The organism is Hymenobacter cheonanensis (genome assembly GCF_030581075.1).
In the GTDB taxonomy this organism is placed as follows: domain Bacteria; phylum Bacteroidota; class Bacteroidia; order Cytophagales; family Hymenobacteraceae; genus Hymenobacter.
In genome coordinates this window covers 65,272-79,336 of the sequence record NZ_JAUQSW010000008.1, presented here as the reverse complement: position 1 = coordinate 79,336, position 14,065 = coordinate 65,272, and the positions used below count along the sequence as shown (strand labels likewise).

General features: G+C 60.3%; 13 protein-coding genes. 5 read left to right on the top strand and 8 right to left on the bottom strand.

What is annotated here, in order from left to right; genetic code table 11:
- Positions 1-10: 10 nt before the first annotated feature.
- Positions 11-2,452, bottom strand: a complete 2,442-nt coding sequence (locus Q5H89_RS15525) for a bifunctional YncE family protein/alkaline phosphatase family protein (protein ID WP_305020259.1) — start codon at positions 2,450-2,452, stop codon at positions 11-13.
- 269 nt (positions 2,453-2,721) lie between these two features.
- On the opposite strand from Q5H89_RS15525, the gene Q5H89_RS15520 reads away from it, so the two are divergent.
- Positions 2,722-4,659 carry an ABC-F family ATP-binding cassette domain-containing protein gene (locus tag Q5H89_RS15520; RefSeq protein ID WP_305020258.1) on the top strand — a complete coding sequence of 646 codons (1,938 nt, stop codon included), beginning with the start codon at positions 2,722-2,724 and terminating at the stop codon, positions 4,657-4,659.
- An 87-nt stretch (positions 4,660-4,746) separates the two neighbouring features.
- Here the strand turns inward: Q5H89_RS15520 and Q5H89_RS15515 are convergent, their stop codons facing one another.
- The 3 genes from Q5H89_RS15515 to Q5H89_RS15505 form a co-directional block, all read right to left on the bottom strand.
- Positions 4,747-5,079 (bottom strand): hypothetical protein, encoded by a 333-nt coding sequence (locus Q5H89_RS15515; RefSeq protein WP_305020257.1) that lies wholly within the window; start codon positions 5,077-5,079, stop codon positions 4,747-4,749.
- Positions 5,080-5,236: 157 nt separating this feature from the next.
- Complete coding sequence (locus Q5H89_RS15510; protein WP_305020256.1) at positions 5,237-6,136, bottom strand: alpha/beta hydrolase; 900 nt, start codon at positions 6,134-6,136, stop codon at positions 5,237-5,239.
- Between the two features lie 152 nt (positions 6,137-6,288).
- Entirely contained in the window at positions 6,289-6,615 is a 327-nt protein-coding gene (locus tag Q5H89_RS15505) for a cupin domain-containing protein (RefSeq protein ID WP_305020255.1), read from the bottom strand.
- 131 nt (positions 6,616-6,746) lie between these two features.
- On the opposite strand from Q5H89_RS15505, the gene Q5H89_RS15500 reads away from it, so the two are divergent.
- The gene (locus tag Q5H89_RS15500) at positions 6,747-8,090 is read left to right on the top strand and encodes a type IX secretion system plug protein (protein WP_305020254.1); all 1,344 of its coding nucleotides are present in this window, start codon (positions 6,747-6,749) and stop codon (positions 8,088-8,090) included.
- A gap of 241 nt (positions 8,091-8,331) precedes the next feature.
- A complete protein-coding gene (locus Q5H89_RS15495; protein WP_305020253.1) occupies positions 8,332-8,580 on the top strand; it encodes a hypothetical protein in 249 nt (82 codons plus the stop codon).
- Between the two features lie 172 nt (positions 8,581-8,752).
- Here Q5H89_RS15495 and Q5H89_RS15490 read toward each other — a convergent pair whose 3' ends face one another.
- A complete protein-coding gene (locus tag Q5H89_RS15490) occupies positions 8,753-9,577 on the bottom strand; it encodes a polyphosphate kinase 2 family protein (protein ID WP_305020252.1) in 825 nt (274 codons plus the stop codon).
- Positions 9,578-9,751: 174 nt separating this feature from the next.
- On the opposite strand from Q5H89_RS15490, the gene Q5H89_RS15485 reads away from it, so the two are divergent.
- Both Q5H89_RS15485 and Q5H89_RS15480 read left to right on the top strand, forming a co-directional pair.
- Positions 9,752-10,762, top strand: coding sequence for a membrane-binding protein (locus Q5H89_RS15485; protein ID WP_305020251.1), 1,011 nt, complete (start codon positions 9,752-9,754; stop codon positions 10,760-10,762).
- A gap of 85 nt (positions 10,763-10,847) precedes the next feature.
- Positions 10,848-11,672: an Fpg/Nei family DNA glycosylase gene (locus Q5H89_RS15480; protein WP_305020250.1), complete on the top strand. Its 825-nt coding sequence runs from the start codon at positions 10,848-10,850 to the stop codon at positions 11,670-11,672.
- Here the strand turns inward: Q5H89_RS15480 and Q5H89_RS15475 are convergent.
- From Q5H89_RS15475 to Q5H89_RS15465, 3 genes are all read right to left on the bottom strand, one after another.
- A complete protein-coding gene (locus Q5H89_RS15475; protein WP_305020249.1) occupies positions 11,669-11,944 on the bottom strand; it encodes a hypothetical protein in 276 nt (91 codons plus the stop codon). The two genes, Q5H89_RS15480 and Q5H89_RS15475, sit on opposite strands and share 4 nt — an antisense overlap.
- Before the next feature lie 136 nt (positions 11,945-12,080).
- Positions 12,081-13,484, bottom strand: a complete 1,404-nt coding sequence (locus tag Q5H89_RS15470; RefSeq protein ID WP_305020248.1) for a radical SAM protein — start codon at positions 13,482-13,484, stop codon at positions 12,081-12,083.
- A gap of 34 nt (positions 13,485-13,518) precedes the next feature.
- The gene (locus Q5H89_RS15465) at positions 13,519-14,064 is read right to left on the bottom strand and encodes a YcxB family protein (RefSeq protein ID WP_305020247.1); all 546 of its coding nucleotides are present in this window, start codon (positions 14,062-14,064) and stop codon (positions 13,519-13,521) included.
- Between the last annotated feature and the right edge of the window lies 1 nt (position 14,065).

The window sequence follows — 14,065 nt, the reverse complement described above, 5'->3', positions numbered from 1 at the left end:
GCGTACTTACTCAGTCGTCATCCTCCTCGCGCTTGGGCGTGAGCTGCAAGAAGGCGCCGCGGCGGGGTGCGGGCATGGTCGATTGCTCGCCTTTCACGGCCTTCCACACCACTTCATTCAGGTCGAGGTCGGGCACCGAGTCTTCGTGGGCGAAGTCGAATTTGGCCGAGCGCTCGGCGCTGTGGTTCCAGGCGGTGTTGCGGGTGTCGAGCGGAATCCGGTTGGCTTTAGCCTCGTACCGGGCCAGGTTGGGCTGGGCCTGAAACACGCCGAACAAGGGCCTAGCGGCGGCATCGTACTGGCTCATGGGTGGCAGGCCGAGCAGCAATTCGATGGTGCGCATCACGCCGGCGGTGGTGTAAAGCGTGTGGTCAACGTAGCTGCGCTTCACGTGCGGGCCGATGACGAAGGCCGGCGAGCGGTGCGCGTCGATGTGGTCGGAGCCATTCTGGGCGTCGTCTTCGAGCACGAAAATCACTGATTCGCCCCAGATGGGGCTAGCCGCCAGGTGCTCCACGAGGCGGCCCAGCGCCAGGTCATTGTCGGCCACGGCGGCCAGGGGGCTCACCTTGCCCAGGCGCTGGCCGCTGGTGTGGTCGTTGCTGAGGCGAATGGTGCTGAACTGCGGCACGGCATTGCGGGCTAGCAGCGAGTCAAAATCCTGCGCCCACGCCCGCTCGCGCACCTGGTCGGTAATGTCCATGTCGAAGCCCGGCGACCGCGGGCAGGCGTGCCCGCGCAGCGACTTGAGCGACGTTTTGGCGTAGTCGGCAAATTCGCCGTAGGTGCGGTAGCTGAGGCCGGCACGCTGGCAATAATCCCAGATAAAGCCATCGCGCGGGTAGGCTATTTTGCGGGTGCCCTCAAAGTCGTAGGTGCCGCCGCGCCCGCCGTAGCTGATGGGCCACGACTTCTCCACGTAGTCGGTGGCGTAGGCGGCGGTGCTCCAGTTGTGGCCGTCGGCACTCACCTCAGCGTTCACGTAGAAGTTGTCGAGCAGCACAAACTCGCGGGCCAGCGCGTGGTGGTTGGGCGTAATTTTCTGCCCAAAAATGCACAGCGCCGTATCGCCCTCACCCTCCTTCACATCGCCCAAAATCTGGTCGTAGGTGCGGTTTTCCTTGATGATGTAGAAGACGTGCTTAATGGGCGACGGCTCGCCCACGCGGCGCGGCACGGGGTTGCCGGCCACCCCTAGCGCCTGTTTTTCACTGTCTTTGGTGAAGGGCGTATTATCGTACACCTGCCGGGTGTAGGTTTTGAGCCGGGCCGCGTCGGGCGCCGGCATAAAAAGCAGCGTGCCCTTAAACAGGCTGCCGATGTACTGAAACTCCTTGTGCACGCCGCCCGACTGGTAGCCGCTGTCATCATTCTTGCGCAGTGGGTGCGGCCCGTTGGGGTTAGCCAGGCTGGTGAGGCCCTTGCCGCTGGCAACCATGATTTTGCTGCCCTGCACCCGCACGCAGGTAGGGTACCAGCCCGTGGGGATAAAGCCCTGGCTGGCGCTGTGGCCCGGCTGGCGCACGTCGAACACGGCCAGGCAGTTGTTGTCGGCGTTGGCGATGTAGAGCGTCTTCTCATCGGCCGAGAGGGCTAGCCCGTTGGTAGTCGAGCCGGTGAGGCGCGTGGGATACAGCGAGGTGGAGATGGTTTCGAGCACCTTCCACGCCTTGGCATCAATAACCGATACGGAGTTATCGTTGGCATTGGCCACGAATAAATAGCGCCCGTTCTTGCTTTGAATCAACTCGTTGGGGTGGCTGCCGGTGGCTAGCTCGCCGCGCACGCGGCCGGTGGCGCGGTCGTAAGCCAGCAGCTTATCGCCGCCCCACAGCGTGATGTACACCGTTTTCCCATCGGCCGAGAGCAGGCAGCCGTAGGCTTCGTGCCCCAGCCCAACGCGGCTAAGCGTGCGCTTGGTTTTCAAATCCACCACGTACAGCGCGTTATCCTCCTTCGTTACGGTGTAGAGGCGCTGCCCGGCCGCATCCACGGCAATGCCGGTGGGGCTGATTTTGGCCTTGGGCCAGGCCGGGCCGAGGCGCAGCGTATCGGGCGCGCCCAGCTTGCGGCCCGCCGTGGGGTAGCTCAGAATGATGTTATCGTTGCCGCCCGAGGCATACAGCCGGTCGCCCTTCTGGCTGAACGCCAGCCCGTACCACGCCTTGGCTATGGGCCGCGTGTCGAGCAATTTCTCGGTACCGGGGTCGATGAGCTGAATACTCTGCTGGCCCTGGCCGTTGTTGGTGACGGCCAGCAGGTTGCCACCCGGTGCCAGCTGCATGTTCAGCGGCAGGTCGCCGAGCTGCAGCGGCCGGCCGGCCGGCGTGAGGCTCCAGCCATTGGGCAGCAGGATTTTCTCGGCGTGCAGGTTGGTAGTGGGGCGTTGGGCCTGCACGGCGGGGGCTAGCGGCAGCAGGGCCAGGGCGGTGGCGGCCAGAAAAAGCTTCATACGAACGGGTAGTAGCTGAAAACCCAAAGGTCGGGGCGGCAAGTTATCATCTTGTGTCCAATGAGTTTCGGGCGGGTTACGGCCGAAATTTTTCGGGGCGGCCCAGTGTTTTATTCCGGTAGCAGCAACGGGCCGCCCGCGCCTGGCTTATGCGGATAGCCTTGGCTAGGCCGTACCTTTGCCCTGCCGCTAGTGTAGGCCGGCCGGTAGTTTAGCCCGCGCCCCGCACTACGCTTTATTCGCCTTTAGTGGCCCTAGCCGGCCCCGCCATGATTTCAATTTCCGACCTCGACTTCCATTTCGGCTCGCGCACCCTCTACGACGGCGCTAGCCTGCACATCAAACCCAAGGACAAGATTGGCCTGGTGGGCCTCAACGGCACCGGCAAATCGACGCTGCTGCGCCTGCTCGTGGGCGAGTACAAGCCCGACGGTGGCTCCATCTCGATGAGCAAGGAAGTAAGCCTGGGCTTCCTCAACCAGGATTTGCTGAGCTACGACTCGCACGAGTCCATTTTGCTGGTGGCCATGCAGGCCTTTGCCGAGGCGCTGGAGTTGCAGAAGAAAATCGATGAGATTCTGCTCAAATTTGAAACCGACTATACCGACGACCTAGTCGATAAGCTAGCCAACTTGCAGGAGCGCTTTGAGGCGCTGGGCGGCTACACCATGCAGTCGAAGGCCGAGGAAATTCTCGAAGGCCTGGGCTTCTCGACCGACGACTTGCAGAAGCCGCTCAAGACCTTTTCGGGGGGCTGGCGCATGCGCGTGATGCTGGCCAAAATCCTGCTGCAGCAACCCTCGCTGCTGCTGCTTGATGAGCCCACCAACCACTTGGACTTGCCCTCGATTAAGTGGATTGAGAACTACCTGGCCGGCTACGAAGGCGCGGTTATCATCGTGAGCCACGACCGCGAGTTTCTGGACGGCACCACCAATACCACCGTGGAAGTGAGCGGCGGCAAGCTCAACCCGTACGCCGGCAACTACTCGTTCTACCAGGAAGAGAAGGTGTTGCGCACCGAGATTCAGCAGGGTGCCTACGACAACCAGCAGGCGGCTATTAAGCAAGCCGAGCGCTTTATCGAGCGCTTCAAAGCCAGCGCCAGTAAGGCCAAGCAGGCCCAGAGCCGCGTGAAGGCCCTCGATAAGCTGGAGCGCATTGAGGCCGTGGCGCCCGACGCGGCTAGGGTCAATTTCAAGTTTACGTTCTCGCAGCAGCCCGGCCGCCACATTTTGCGCATGGAGCACGTGGGCAAGAGCTACGGCGACAAGCTCATCTTCCGCGATACGCACGTGCACATCGAGCGGGGCGATAAAATCGCGCTCATCGGGGCCAACGGCAAGGGCAAATCGACGCTAATGCGCTTGGTAGCCGGCGCCGAAACGCCCACTGCCGGCCGCCATCAGCTGGGCCACAACGTGATAATGGCCTTCTACGCGCAGCACCAGCTCGAAAGCCTGACCGTGGAGAACGAGATTATCCAGGAGATGAACGAAGCCGGTTCGAAGCGCAACGAGATGGAATTGCGCGGCGTGCTAGGGTCGTTTTTGTTCACGGGCGACGATGTGTATAAGAAAATCAAGGTGCTGAGCGGCGGCGAGAAAAGCCGCGTGGCGCTGGCCAAAACTCTGATTTCGGAAGCCAACTTCCTGCTGCTCGACGAACCGACCAACCACTTGGATATGCAGTCGGTCAACATCCTCATCCAGGCACTGGAGCAGTACGAGGGCACGTTTATCGTCATCAGCCACGACCGCTACTTCGTGGAGAACGTGGCCACCAAAATCTGGTACATCGAGGATTATCAGCTCAAGGAATATCCCGGCACCTACCACGAGTACGAGCAGTGGCAGGACGAGCGCGAGAAAGCCGCCAAAAAAGCCGGCCTGCCCAGCCCCTCCGCGCCCAACCAACGGTCAGCGTCAGCTAAACCCGCTCCCAAGCCGGCCGCCACAGCCGAGCCCGTGCCCACGGTAAATAAAACCCCCTCGCCCGACCAGAAAAAGGCGCTGAAGGAGCTGGCCGAGGTTGAAGCCAACATCGACAAGATGGAGAAGGAGCTGGCCATCTACGAAAAGCAGCTGGCCGACCCCAAAATCTACCAGAACACCGCGCAGCTCAAGGACACGACCGTGAAGTTTGAGCAGGTGAAGAAGGAGCTAGCCAAGCTGAACGACCGCTGGGAGATACTGGCCGAGATGTAAGCCTAGCCAGTATGTGAAACGCCAAAAAGGCCCGTTGGTAGCTGCTAGCTACCAACGGGCCTTTTTGGCGTTTCGAAAGTAAGATGTTTATTTCAAATTGGTTACGCCTTTAATGAATTGAACACCACCGAAGATAATTGCGCCCCAAAAGACGAAGCCGATGTGGGCCATTGTGAGGGCCGTGCCCCCCACGCACCACAGGCCGCCGTGCAGCATGTCTTTTTTGGCCTGGGCGTTTTTTGCCGCACGAATGGGGCCTTCCAGCTCTTGCACTACGGCGTTGGCGCTGTCGGCGGGCAGGCCTTTCAGCAGGAGTAGGTGCTCGACTTCGGCGCCTTTTTTGCCGCTGGCCAATAGGTTGGCGGCGTACTGATACAGGTAGTCATCAACCTGGTGTTCGGTAGTCTGGCTTACTTCCATCTTGTTTTTTGCAGATAAAGGTACATTTTAGTGCATTGACATTCAATACCCTGCCAATGTACTAGCGCAGCGCTACTTATCCCAACTGCCGCCCACCTTTCTTGGCCTCTGCGGCCGCTGGCTAGGGTCCTCCGGTCCCCCATAGCTATTACCGGAATTAATGATTGTCCAGAAAGTCGAAGATTTTCTGGTAGGCGTCTTTCAGTTCGTTCGCATTCGGGCTGTGCTGCCCTTCGGGCACAAATAGCACCTCGTTTTTTTGCGGCTCCTGCTTGAGCAGCGCCACAAACTTTTCGAACGTGACGGGCGGCACCTGGTCGTCCTTACCGCCTTGCCAGATAAAAAACGGCGGGTCGTTTTTGTCGAAATAGGTGATTGGTTCGAATTTTCGGACGTATTCTTTGGGCGCATACTCCGTGGTTTCGGGGAAGAGCGCGACGCCGATTGCCTTCATCACCGGCACCTCGTTGCGCATAAAAACCTGCTCTACCACGTCTAATCCATCAACCGGCCCCGAGAAATTAACTACCCCGGCGATTTTAATTCCGCCGGCTAATTTGGGCGTATAGGTTAGGTCGTTGGCCGTTACCGCCACCAGGCTGGCAATGTGCGCGCCGGCCGAAAAGCCCGTTACCAGCACCCGGTCCAGATTGAGGTGATACGTGGCATTGTTGGCACGCAAAAAATTCAGGGCGTAAGTCAGGTCCTCCGTGGCCACCGGCACACCCCGCTTGATGCGGTAATTCATATTGACCACATTCAGCCCCTTTTTCAAGTACGGCTGAATGTAGCGCTCCTCCCGCGCCTTGTCGCTGATATAATACCCGCCGCCGTGCAAGAAAACGACGGTGTAATTTTTGTTTTTCAGGCTCTTCGCCGTGGGCGAAAGGTAAATATCCAGGGCTTGCTCTTTGTCGGCACCGTAGGCTACGTCTTTCGTTACGCGGTAGGCAGCCTGCACCTGGGCGGGCGTTTTATCGGCCACGGCGGCCAGCTGCACCGAGCACGCGCTGAGCAGCCCCGCGGCCAAACTGAGGCAAAGGAAATTTCTAGTCATCGAATTACTGAATAGCGGCGCGCTTTTGGGAAGTCGGGCCGCGGCGTGGTAAGCCAGCGCAACAGCGCGGCTGCCCGCAACGACGCGGCGCGCCCCGAAAGGTCGCATCACCAGGCTTTTTCGCCGCCCCTACGGCAAACGTGCCCGCTAGCCTACTTGCCCGAGTTCCAGACCAGAATGGTGCAGCCACCCGAGCCGCCAGGGCTGCTGGCGTGGTGCTCGGTGCCGGGCGGGTAGTAGAGGTAGGAGCCGGCCGGAAACGCGCGGCCGTTTTCCACCCCGGGGTCGCAGTACACGCCGGCCACCACGAACACTTCGTCGGGGGTGCAGTGGGCGTGGCTGGGGTAAGTGTGGCCCGCCTCAATTTTGATGAGCACCCGCTTTTCGCCGGGCTCGGCTCGCAGCAGGGTGCGGCTAACGCCTTCGCTGACTTGCTCCCATACCTGGCCCTGCGGCGCGGTGGCGGCTACTGCTTCCATTACGTGTGGGGTTGAAATACGGCTTTTTCAGCTCAACCGCCTGGCTGGGCGAAGGTTTGGGACCGCTAGGCCAGCCCGCCGGCGCCGGGCGCCGGGCCCTTACCCACGCGGCTGGCCCGTACTTTCGTGCTATGCGCTTTCGCCTTCTCTCCTACCCCACGCTGCTGCTGGCCGCAGGCTGCGTGCCGCTCGGCACCCCCATCACCAACCCCAACGCGCCCGCCAGCCAGCAGCAAAAGCCCGCCGAATACTACGCCGACCGCACCCTGCGCTACCAGGACTACATCTACGACCCTAGCGTGCGCAGCGTGCAGTGCTACGTGCCCACCACGCAGGTCAACGATGTGCTGCTGCCGCCCATCGTGCCCATCACGCAGGAGCAGCCCGTGGTGCTGGAGTTTGACGTGCTTACCGAGCGGGCGCCGCGCCTCACGGCCAGGCTCATTCACTGTGACCTGAACTGGGCGCCCTCGCAGCTGACGGACATGCAGTTTTTGAGCGAGATAAACGAGTTTACGCTTACTAATTACCAAACGTCGGTCAATACCAAAGTGCCGTACTACCACTATACCTTGCAGATGCCGCGCGTGAAGCTCAGCGGCAACTACCTGCTGGTGGTGCAGAACCAGGCCGGCGTGCCGCAGCTTTCGCGCCGGGTACTGGTGTATGAAAACCAGGTAGTTGCCACCATCGAGCAGGGTATTCTGGCGGGGGGCCTCGATGCCCGCTACGCGTATCAGCAGCTCAATTTTGCCATCAACTACAGCGCCGTGGACCTGGTGAACCCGGCCGCCGAGGTGAAGGCCGTGCTGCGCCAGAACTTCCGCTGGGACAACGCCCGCTACAACCTCACGCCCACCTTCGTGCGCGACGCCGAGCGCCGGCTTGAGTACCAGTACATCAACTACGAAAACGCCTTTCCGGGCCTGAGCGAGTACCGCTACTTCGATGCCCGCTCGCTGCAAGCCAACGGCCTGGGCGTGGCCAGGCTCTTGCGCCAAAGCAACCCCACCCAGGTAGAGTTGCTCGAAGAAACCACCCGCAACGGCCTGGCCTACAACCAGTACGTAGATGCCAACGGCCAGCGCGTGTTCGAAAACCGGGAGTTTGGCAACGGCGCCTATAATGGCGACTACGCGCAGGTGACCTTCAACCTGAAGGCGCCGCAGCCCGCGCCCGGCCCGGTGTATGTGTTTGGCGCGCTCAGCGACTGGCAGCTGCGCGACGAGTTCCGGCTCACCTACGATTCGGTGCAGCAGCGCTACACCGGCCGGGCGCTGCTCAAGCAGGGCTACTACAACTACAGCTACGCCGTGGCACCCAAGCGCGCCGGCACCCCGCCCGACGAAGTGTACTTCGAGGGCACCCACCAAGAAACCGAAAACCAGTACGACCTACTCGTGTACTACCGCCCGCCGGGCACCCGCACCGACCTGCTCATCGCCTACCAGGCCATCGACCTGAACAGGCGCTAGCCCCCGCCTAGCACACCTGCCAAAACCGGGCGGCCCCACAATCCGGGCGGCCCGGTTTTCGCGTAAATGAGTCAGTATACGAACAATTGTTAGCCAGCTGAATTAGTAGACTTGGCAGTATGGCCTGCTTATGCTAACTTGCATAACTTTCACCCTTTTAGTTCAATCTATCGAGAGATTTTACGCTTGTTTATTTTTGCCAAAATTTTTAGCTTTTCGCTTTTTATCTGTATCTTTGGCTATGCGTAACACTCAGCTCCCGACCCCCCTGCCCGTGCAGCAATTCGCCCGCTGCATCGACGATACTGCCCGCCCCGCCGGCTACATCGGCGACTGGCCCCAGGCCGGCCGCGTGTACCCGGTGCAGGTGCGGCCCCACGTGCGCACCGGCCAGCCCCACGTGCACGTGCTAGGCTTCTACGCCGAGCGCCCCTACGGCGCTTTCGCCCCGCACCGCTTCGAGCAAGTGGCTACTCTCTGGATGAACTAAGCCTGCTTCGCTTACTACAAAGCCCGCCCTGCTAAGCAGAGCGGGCTTCTTTTTTTATTGTCATGCTGAGCCTGCCGAAGCATCTCTGCCGCACCGCTAGGGTTACTACCTTGATGATTCGAACGAGATGCTTCGGCAAGCTCAGTATGATGGCATTCTAATCATCTATTATCTATTCAATTATCTGCGCTGCCACATCGAAGGTGGCGGCCGGCGGCTGGGGGTTCATCTCGGCCAGGGCAGCCACTACGAGTTCGGCAATGGCCTGGTCGCGGGCGCGCTTGTCGTTGGCCGGGATGACGTACCACGGGCACTCGGGCGTGGAGGTGGCGGCCAGGGCCTCTTGGTAGGCCACCTGGTAGGCGTCCCAGAGCTGGCGCTCTTTGAGGTCGCCGGGCTCAAATTTCCAGCGCTTTTTGGGGTTATCGAGGCGGGCCTGCAGGCGCTTGGCCTGCTCCTCCTTGGAGATGTGGAGGAAGAACTTCAGCACGCGGGTGCCGTTGCGGGTCAGCAGCTGCTCGAAGTGCCTGATGTCTTCGTAGCGCTGCTGCCAGGTAAAGGGCTCGATGAGGCCGTGCACCCGCGTCACGAGCACGTCCTCGTAGTGCGAGCGGTTGAAGACCCCAATGTGGCCGCGGCCGGGCGTATGCTGGTGAATGCGCCACAGAAAGTCATGGTTCAGTTCCTCGCTGCTAGGCTGCTTGAAGGCCGCTACCTCCACCCCGGCCGGGTTCACGCCCGTGAGCAGGTTGCGGATGGTGCCATCTTTGCCACCCGTATCAATGGCCTGAAATACGAGCAGCAGGCTCTGGCGGTGCTCGGCATACAGGTTTTCCTGGTAGTCGCTGAGCTGCTTTTGCAGCACTTCCAGGCGCTTCTCCACCTTCTTTTTGTGGTCGAACGGCGCATTACCGGCCGGGTCGATATCGGCGAGGCGGAATGGCGTATTGGGCCGCACAAGCACGGCGGGCGTAGTAGCGGAGGTGGCTGAAGCCATAGGAGAAGGGTGGAAAAAACGACTGGGGCTAGCCGCTCCGTTATTAAACGAAAAAGGTGCTTCCTAACGTTGTATTACCAGCCCGGCCGCCCGCCACGCCGCCGCCGGAAGCGCGATTTTTTTGGCGCTGAAATTGCCTTATTCCGCTGTTCCTTTCCCGTTTTCACCATGACTATGCTTTCCCGTTCTTTTCGCCGGCTAGCCGTTGTGCTGGGAGTACCGGCCCTGCTGCTGGGCGCCGCCACGATGCCCGCCAGCGCCCAGGCCTCGGCCGCTCGCGCCACCGATATGCCGGCTAGCCAGGCCGAAGGCATCATCCGCGAGATTACCGACGCCGTGGGCTTGCAGCCGCGCTTCGAGTTGCGTGCCACCACGGAGGTCGACAACGCCGCGGCCGTGGTGTACGGGGGCAAGCGCTACCTGCTCTACAACCCCCGGTTTTTGGCCGCCGTGAACCGGGCGGGCCATACCGACTGGGCGGGTATCAGCATCCTGGCCCACGAAATGGGCCACCACCTCAACGGCCACACGCTGCGCGCCGGTGGCTCGCAGCCCGATGACGAGTTGGAGGCCGACGAATTTTCGGGCTTCGTGCTGCGCCGGCTAGGGGCTAGCCTAGCCCAGGCGCAGGCCGCTATGGCCGCCGTATCGCCCGAGGCCGGCTCGCCCACGCACCCTGGCCGGGCGCCGCGCCTGGCGGCCATCAGCCGGGGCTGGGGCCGGGCCACGGCCCAGATTGTGGCCAGCACCCGGGCAGGCAGCGCGCAGCCCTCGGCCCAGCCTATTGCCATTGCGCCGCGCCCGGTGCGGCAGGCTAGCGCGCCGGCTCGCTATGAAGTAGCCAGCGATGACGACGATACCAACAGCGCCGCCGTGGCCCTGGCGCGCGGGGCCAGCAATGCGCCGGTGCGCGTGGTGGGCCAGCTCACCTTCCGCGATAACCCCGATGTGCCGTTCTACCTCACCAGCGCCCTGAACGTGGTGCGCCTGGCCGACGAAAGCAGTACCGATGAGGACGGCGCCGTGCGCGATGCCCAGGTGGTGGGCCACCTGCGCCGCACCGGCAACGCCGCCTTTCCGTTCATCCTCGAAGATGGCCGGCAGCGCCCGCTCTACGTGACGCCGCGCGGCGATGTCTACGACAAAGAAGGCCAGCGCGTAGCCAAGCTGCACGACCCTTCGTAAGCTCCACAGCTTTCTTCCGTAAAACGGCAGGCTAGCGCAAGGTAGCCTGCCGTTTTCATTGGCTTTTACCTTCACATTTGACCCGATGCCCGAACTACCCGAAGTCGAAACTTACCGCCGATTTATTGACGAAGTAGCCGTGGGCCAGACGATTACCGGCCTCACCGTATTTGATAAACATGTGCTGGCCGTGCCCGAAGACGAGCTGCGCGCCGCCCTGCTAGGCCGCACCATCACGGGCACCGGCCGGCTGGGCAAAAACTGCTTTGTAGAACTAGACAACGGCCGCCTGCTGGTGCTGCACTTCGGCATGACCGGCGATATCGGCGCCTACCGCGACGCGCCCGATGCCCCGCGCTTCACCCGCGTGGCCTGGCAGCTGCGCGATTCGGGCCTGAACCTGGCCTTTATCGACCCGCGCAAATTCGGCCGCATTCGGCTGGCCGACAGTGCCGAAGCCTACCAGAAAGCCAAAAAGCTAGGCCCCGACGCGCTGCAAATAACTGCCGCCGAGCTGTACCAGAAACTCAGCCGCCGCCGGGTATTCATCAAGCCGCTTCTGCTCGACCAAAGCCTCACCGCCGGCCTCGGCAACTGGATTGTGGATGAGGTATTATTCCAGGCCAAAATTCACCCCGAGCGGCTGGGCAATTCCATTTTAGAAAAGGAAGCGGGAGCGCTGCACAAGGCCATTCAACTGGTGCTCACGACGGCTATCAAGCACGAGGCCAATTACCGGCATTTTCCGGCTAGCTTCCTCATCCACGCCCGCGAATGGGACGACTCGGCCACGCCGGGCAGCGATGCGCACACCTTTTGCCCCCGCCACCCGAAGGTGAAAATCGAGAAATTTTACGTGGGCGGCCGGGCCACGTATGTATGCCCGGTGTGCCAGCCAGCGCCGGGCTAGTGGCTGGCTATCAGCAGAAAGCAGGCCCCGAGGCCAACCAGTAGCACTACCAGGCCCGCCAGTAAGAAAGCCGGCACGTAGTGCATCTGCTTGCTCAAGCCCATGATGATGGCCGCCACTACGTTAATGAGCACTAGGCCGGCAATTACGAAGGGAAGGAGGTCTGTACCGCCCTGCACGGCCGCTACCACCAATAGCAATAAGTTTAGGAGGATGGGCCAGCCAAAACCGCGCGGCTTGGGGTCTGGAGTGGGTGGCGGGCTAGGCTGCATGGGCGAAGCAATTAGTTTGAAATACCTAGGCCGCTATGGCCGCACTGATATAACATCAGCAACAGCACTAACACTACCAAGGCGCAGCCTAGCAAGCAGCCAGGCACGAAGGATTCCTTTTTCTTTTCCGGCTCCATTAGATACCAACTCTTTCGCTACGCAATTCTTCGAGCCGCGCCAGCTTTTCCTGGTCGCGGTAAAAGATATTCATCGTCTCGAAGGGAATAATTTTTAAATCCTTGCTCACAATATGCACGCAGGACTTTTTGACGGCCCGCACGTCGAAATTCCAGGCGTCCATGAATTGCAGAATAATTATCCGGAATAAATTATCGTAGCCCAGATTGGGCGCCGACACCTGCGGCAGGCAGCACAATAACTGGTTGATTTCGGGCACTACCGTATCCACGGTATTGGCAGTGCTGAATAATTTGAGCATGTGCTGGCGCAGGCGCGGGTCGCGCTCATACACGATGGTGTTGCCGCCGCTCTGGAGCAGGTCGGCGGGGTCGACGTAGCGCGTGAGCGGAAATACCTCGCCGTCGAGCTTCAGGGCGTAGGCCATGGCTAGGGCGTCGGGATTGCAGGGCACCGGCAGCAGGTCGTCGGCCGTGAAAACCGGGCTCTGGTCGATGATGCCCTGGCGCACTTCGGTAAGCGAAAATGAGTCGGTTTCGGGGTTGAAATTGTCGAGCCGGCCGGCGGCCTGCGTGGGCTGAAACGTGACGCCGCGCACGCAGCGCTGCTTCAGCGCGTAGTCGATGATGTCGCCCATCTCGTCGTCGTTGAGACCCTTTTGCAGGGTCACGACGAGCGTGGTGCTGAGGTTGTACTTGTTGAGGTTGGCGATGGCCTGCTGGCGCACCTCGCGCAGGTCGCGTCCGCGCATGGTCAGCAACACGCTTTCGCGGAAGGAATCGAACTGCAAATACACCTCAAACGCGCCCGCGTAAGTGGCTAGCCGCGCCACAAAAGCTTCATCCTTAGCTAGCCGCACGCCGTTGGTATTCACCATCAAGTGCTTGATTGGCTTGCGCTTGCACATATCCAGAATTTCCCAGAACTGCGGGTGCAGCGTGGGCTCGCCGCCCGAAATCTGGATTACGTCGGGCTCGCCCTCGTTGGCCACTACCAGGTCCACCATCGCCTCTATTTCGGCTAGGGTGCGGTGGCGGCCGTGGGTGGGGCTGCTTTCGGCGTAGCAGGTGGGGCAGGTGAGGTTGCAGCGGTCCGTTACCTCAATCACGGTGAGGCAGCTGTGCTGCTCGTGGTCGGTGCAGAGGCCGCAGTCGTAGGGGCAGCCGTAGTGCGTGGCCATGTTGAAGCGGCGCGGCGTTTCGCTAGGCTTCACATAGTTGCGGATGCTTTTGTAGTACTCGATGTCGGTGGCAATGCGCACCTTCTGCCGCCCATGCTCGGGGCAGCGCTTGAGCATGTACACGGCCCCGTCCTCAAAGACAATTTTGGCCTCGATGCGCCGCAGGCACTGCGGGCACAAACTCAGGGTGAAGTCGTAGTAGGTGTACGGGCGTTCGGGCATATGTAAGTTGACGTTGGCTTTACTTGTCAATAAATTATTTCCACTGCCAGTTGAGTTCTTCTTGGTAAGGGATGCTGTAGCGCCTGGCAACGGCTTGTAATTCTGCCTTTACTTCTGCTGTATCGGCCATTTGGCTTTTAGGTAGCAATAAAGCCGAACTAGTATCTGTTTTCAAGTAAAATGCAGTTGGCACCTCTACAATTTCGGTTAAGCCAGCCAGGCTTATACTGCCTTCGGATAACTCATTTTTAGACCACAATTTTTCGTCATCTAATTGTATTGCAACGGTCTTACCAATTCTATTTAAATAGTTTTCGCGTATGTATTTCTGATAATGTCTCTTATATAAGCGTCTCAGGTAAAGCGGATAGAAGATTGCCGCCAGCGCTGCGGCCACAAAAAAATACCAAAAAAGGGCGACATCCCTTTTCATATAGAATAACCAAGCCATTGACAGGAAAGCGACCACTGCCCAAATGCGCCTTTTTAACCTGCTCTTTTTTATTCTATCGGATTTGGATGCTAAGTAAAGCTGATGATTTAAAAAATCATTTTCATCCAGTGTGTAGGTAAGCTCCATT

Bases quoted from the DNA above. Each gene is read 5' to 3' on its own strand.
- Q5H89_RS15515 (WP_305020257.1), bottom strand. From the start codon at position 5,079: ATGGAAGTAAGCCAGACTACCGAACACCAGGTTGATGACTACCTGTAT.
- Q5H89_RS15510 (WP_305020256.1), bottom strand. From the start codon at position 6,136: ATGACTAGAAATTTCCTTTGCCTCAGTTTGGCCGCGGGGCTGCTCAGC.
- Q5H89_RS15495 (WP_305020253.1), top strand. From the start codon at position 8,332: ATGCGTAACACTCAGCTCCCGACCCCCCTGCCCGTGCAGCAATTCGCC.
- Q5H89_RS15470 (WP_305020248.1), bottom strand. From the start codon at position 13,484: ATGCCCGAACGCCCGTACACCTACTACGACTTCACCCTGAGTTTGTGC.
- Q5H89_RS15500 (WP_305020254.1), top strand. From the start codon at position 6,747: ATGCGCTTTCGCCTTCTCTCCTACCCCACGCTGCTGCTGGCCGCAGGC.
- Q5H89_RS15490 (WP_305020252.1), bottom strand. From the start codon at position 9,577: ATGGCTTCAGCCACCTCCGCTACTACGCCCGCCGTGCTTGTGCGGCCC.
- Q5H89_RS15475 (WP_305020249.1), bottom strand. From the start codon at position 11,944: ATGCAGCCTAGCCCGCCACCCACTCCAGACCCCAAGCCGCGCGGTTTT.
- Q5H89_RS15520 (WP_305020258.1), top strand. From the start codon at position 2,722: ATGATTTCAATTTCCGACCTCGACTTCCATTTCGGCTCGCGCACCCTC.
- Q5H89_RS15480 (WP_305020250.1), top strand. From the start codon at position 10,848: ATGCCCGAACTACCCGAAGTCGAAACTTACCGCCGATTTATTGACGAA.
- Q5H89_RS15505 (WP_305020255.1), bottom strand. From the start codon at position 6,615: ATGGAAGCAGTAGCCGCCACCGCGCCGCAGGGCCAGGTATGGGAGCAA.
- Q5H89_RS15485 (WP_305020251.1), top strand. From the start codon at position 9,752: ATGCTTTCCCGTTCTTTTCGCCGGCTAGCCGTTGTGCTGGGAGTACCG.
- Q5H89_RS15525 (WP_305020259.1), bottom strand. From the start codon at position 2,452: ATGAAGCTTTTTCTGGCCGCCACCGCCCTGGCCCTGCTGCCGCTAGCC.
- Q5H89_RS15465 (WP_305020247.1), bottom strand. From the start codon at position 14,064: ATGGAGCTTACCTACACACTGGATGAAAATGATTTTTTAAATCATCAG.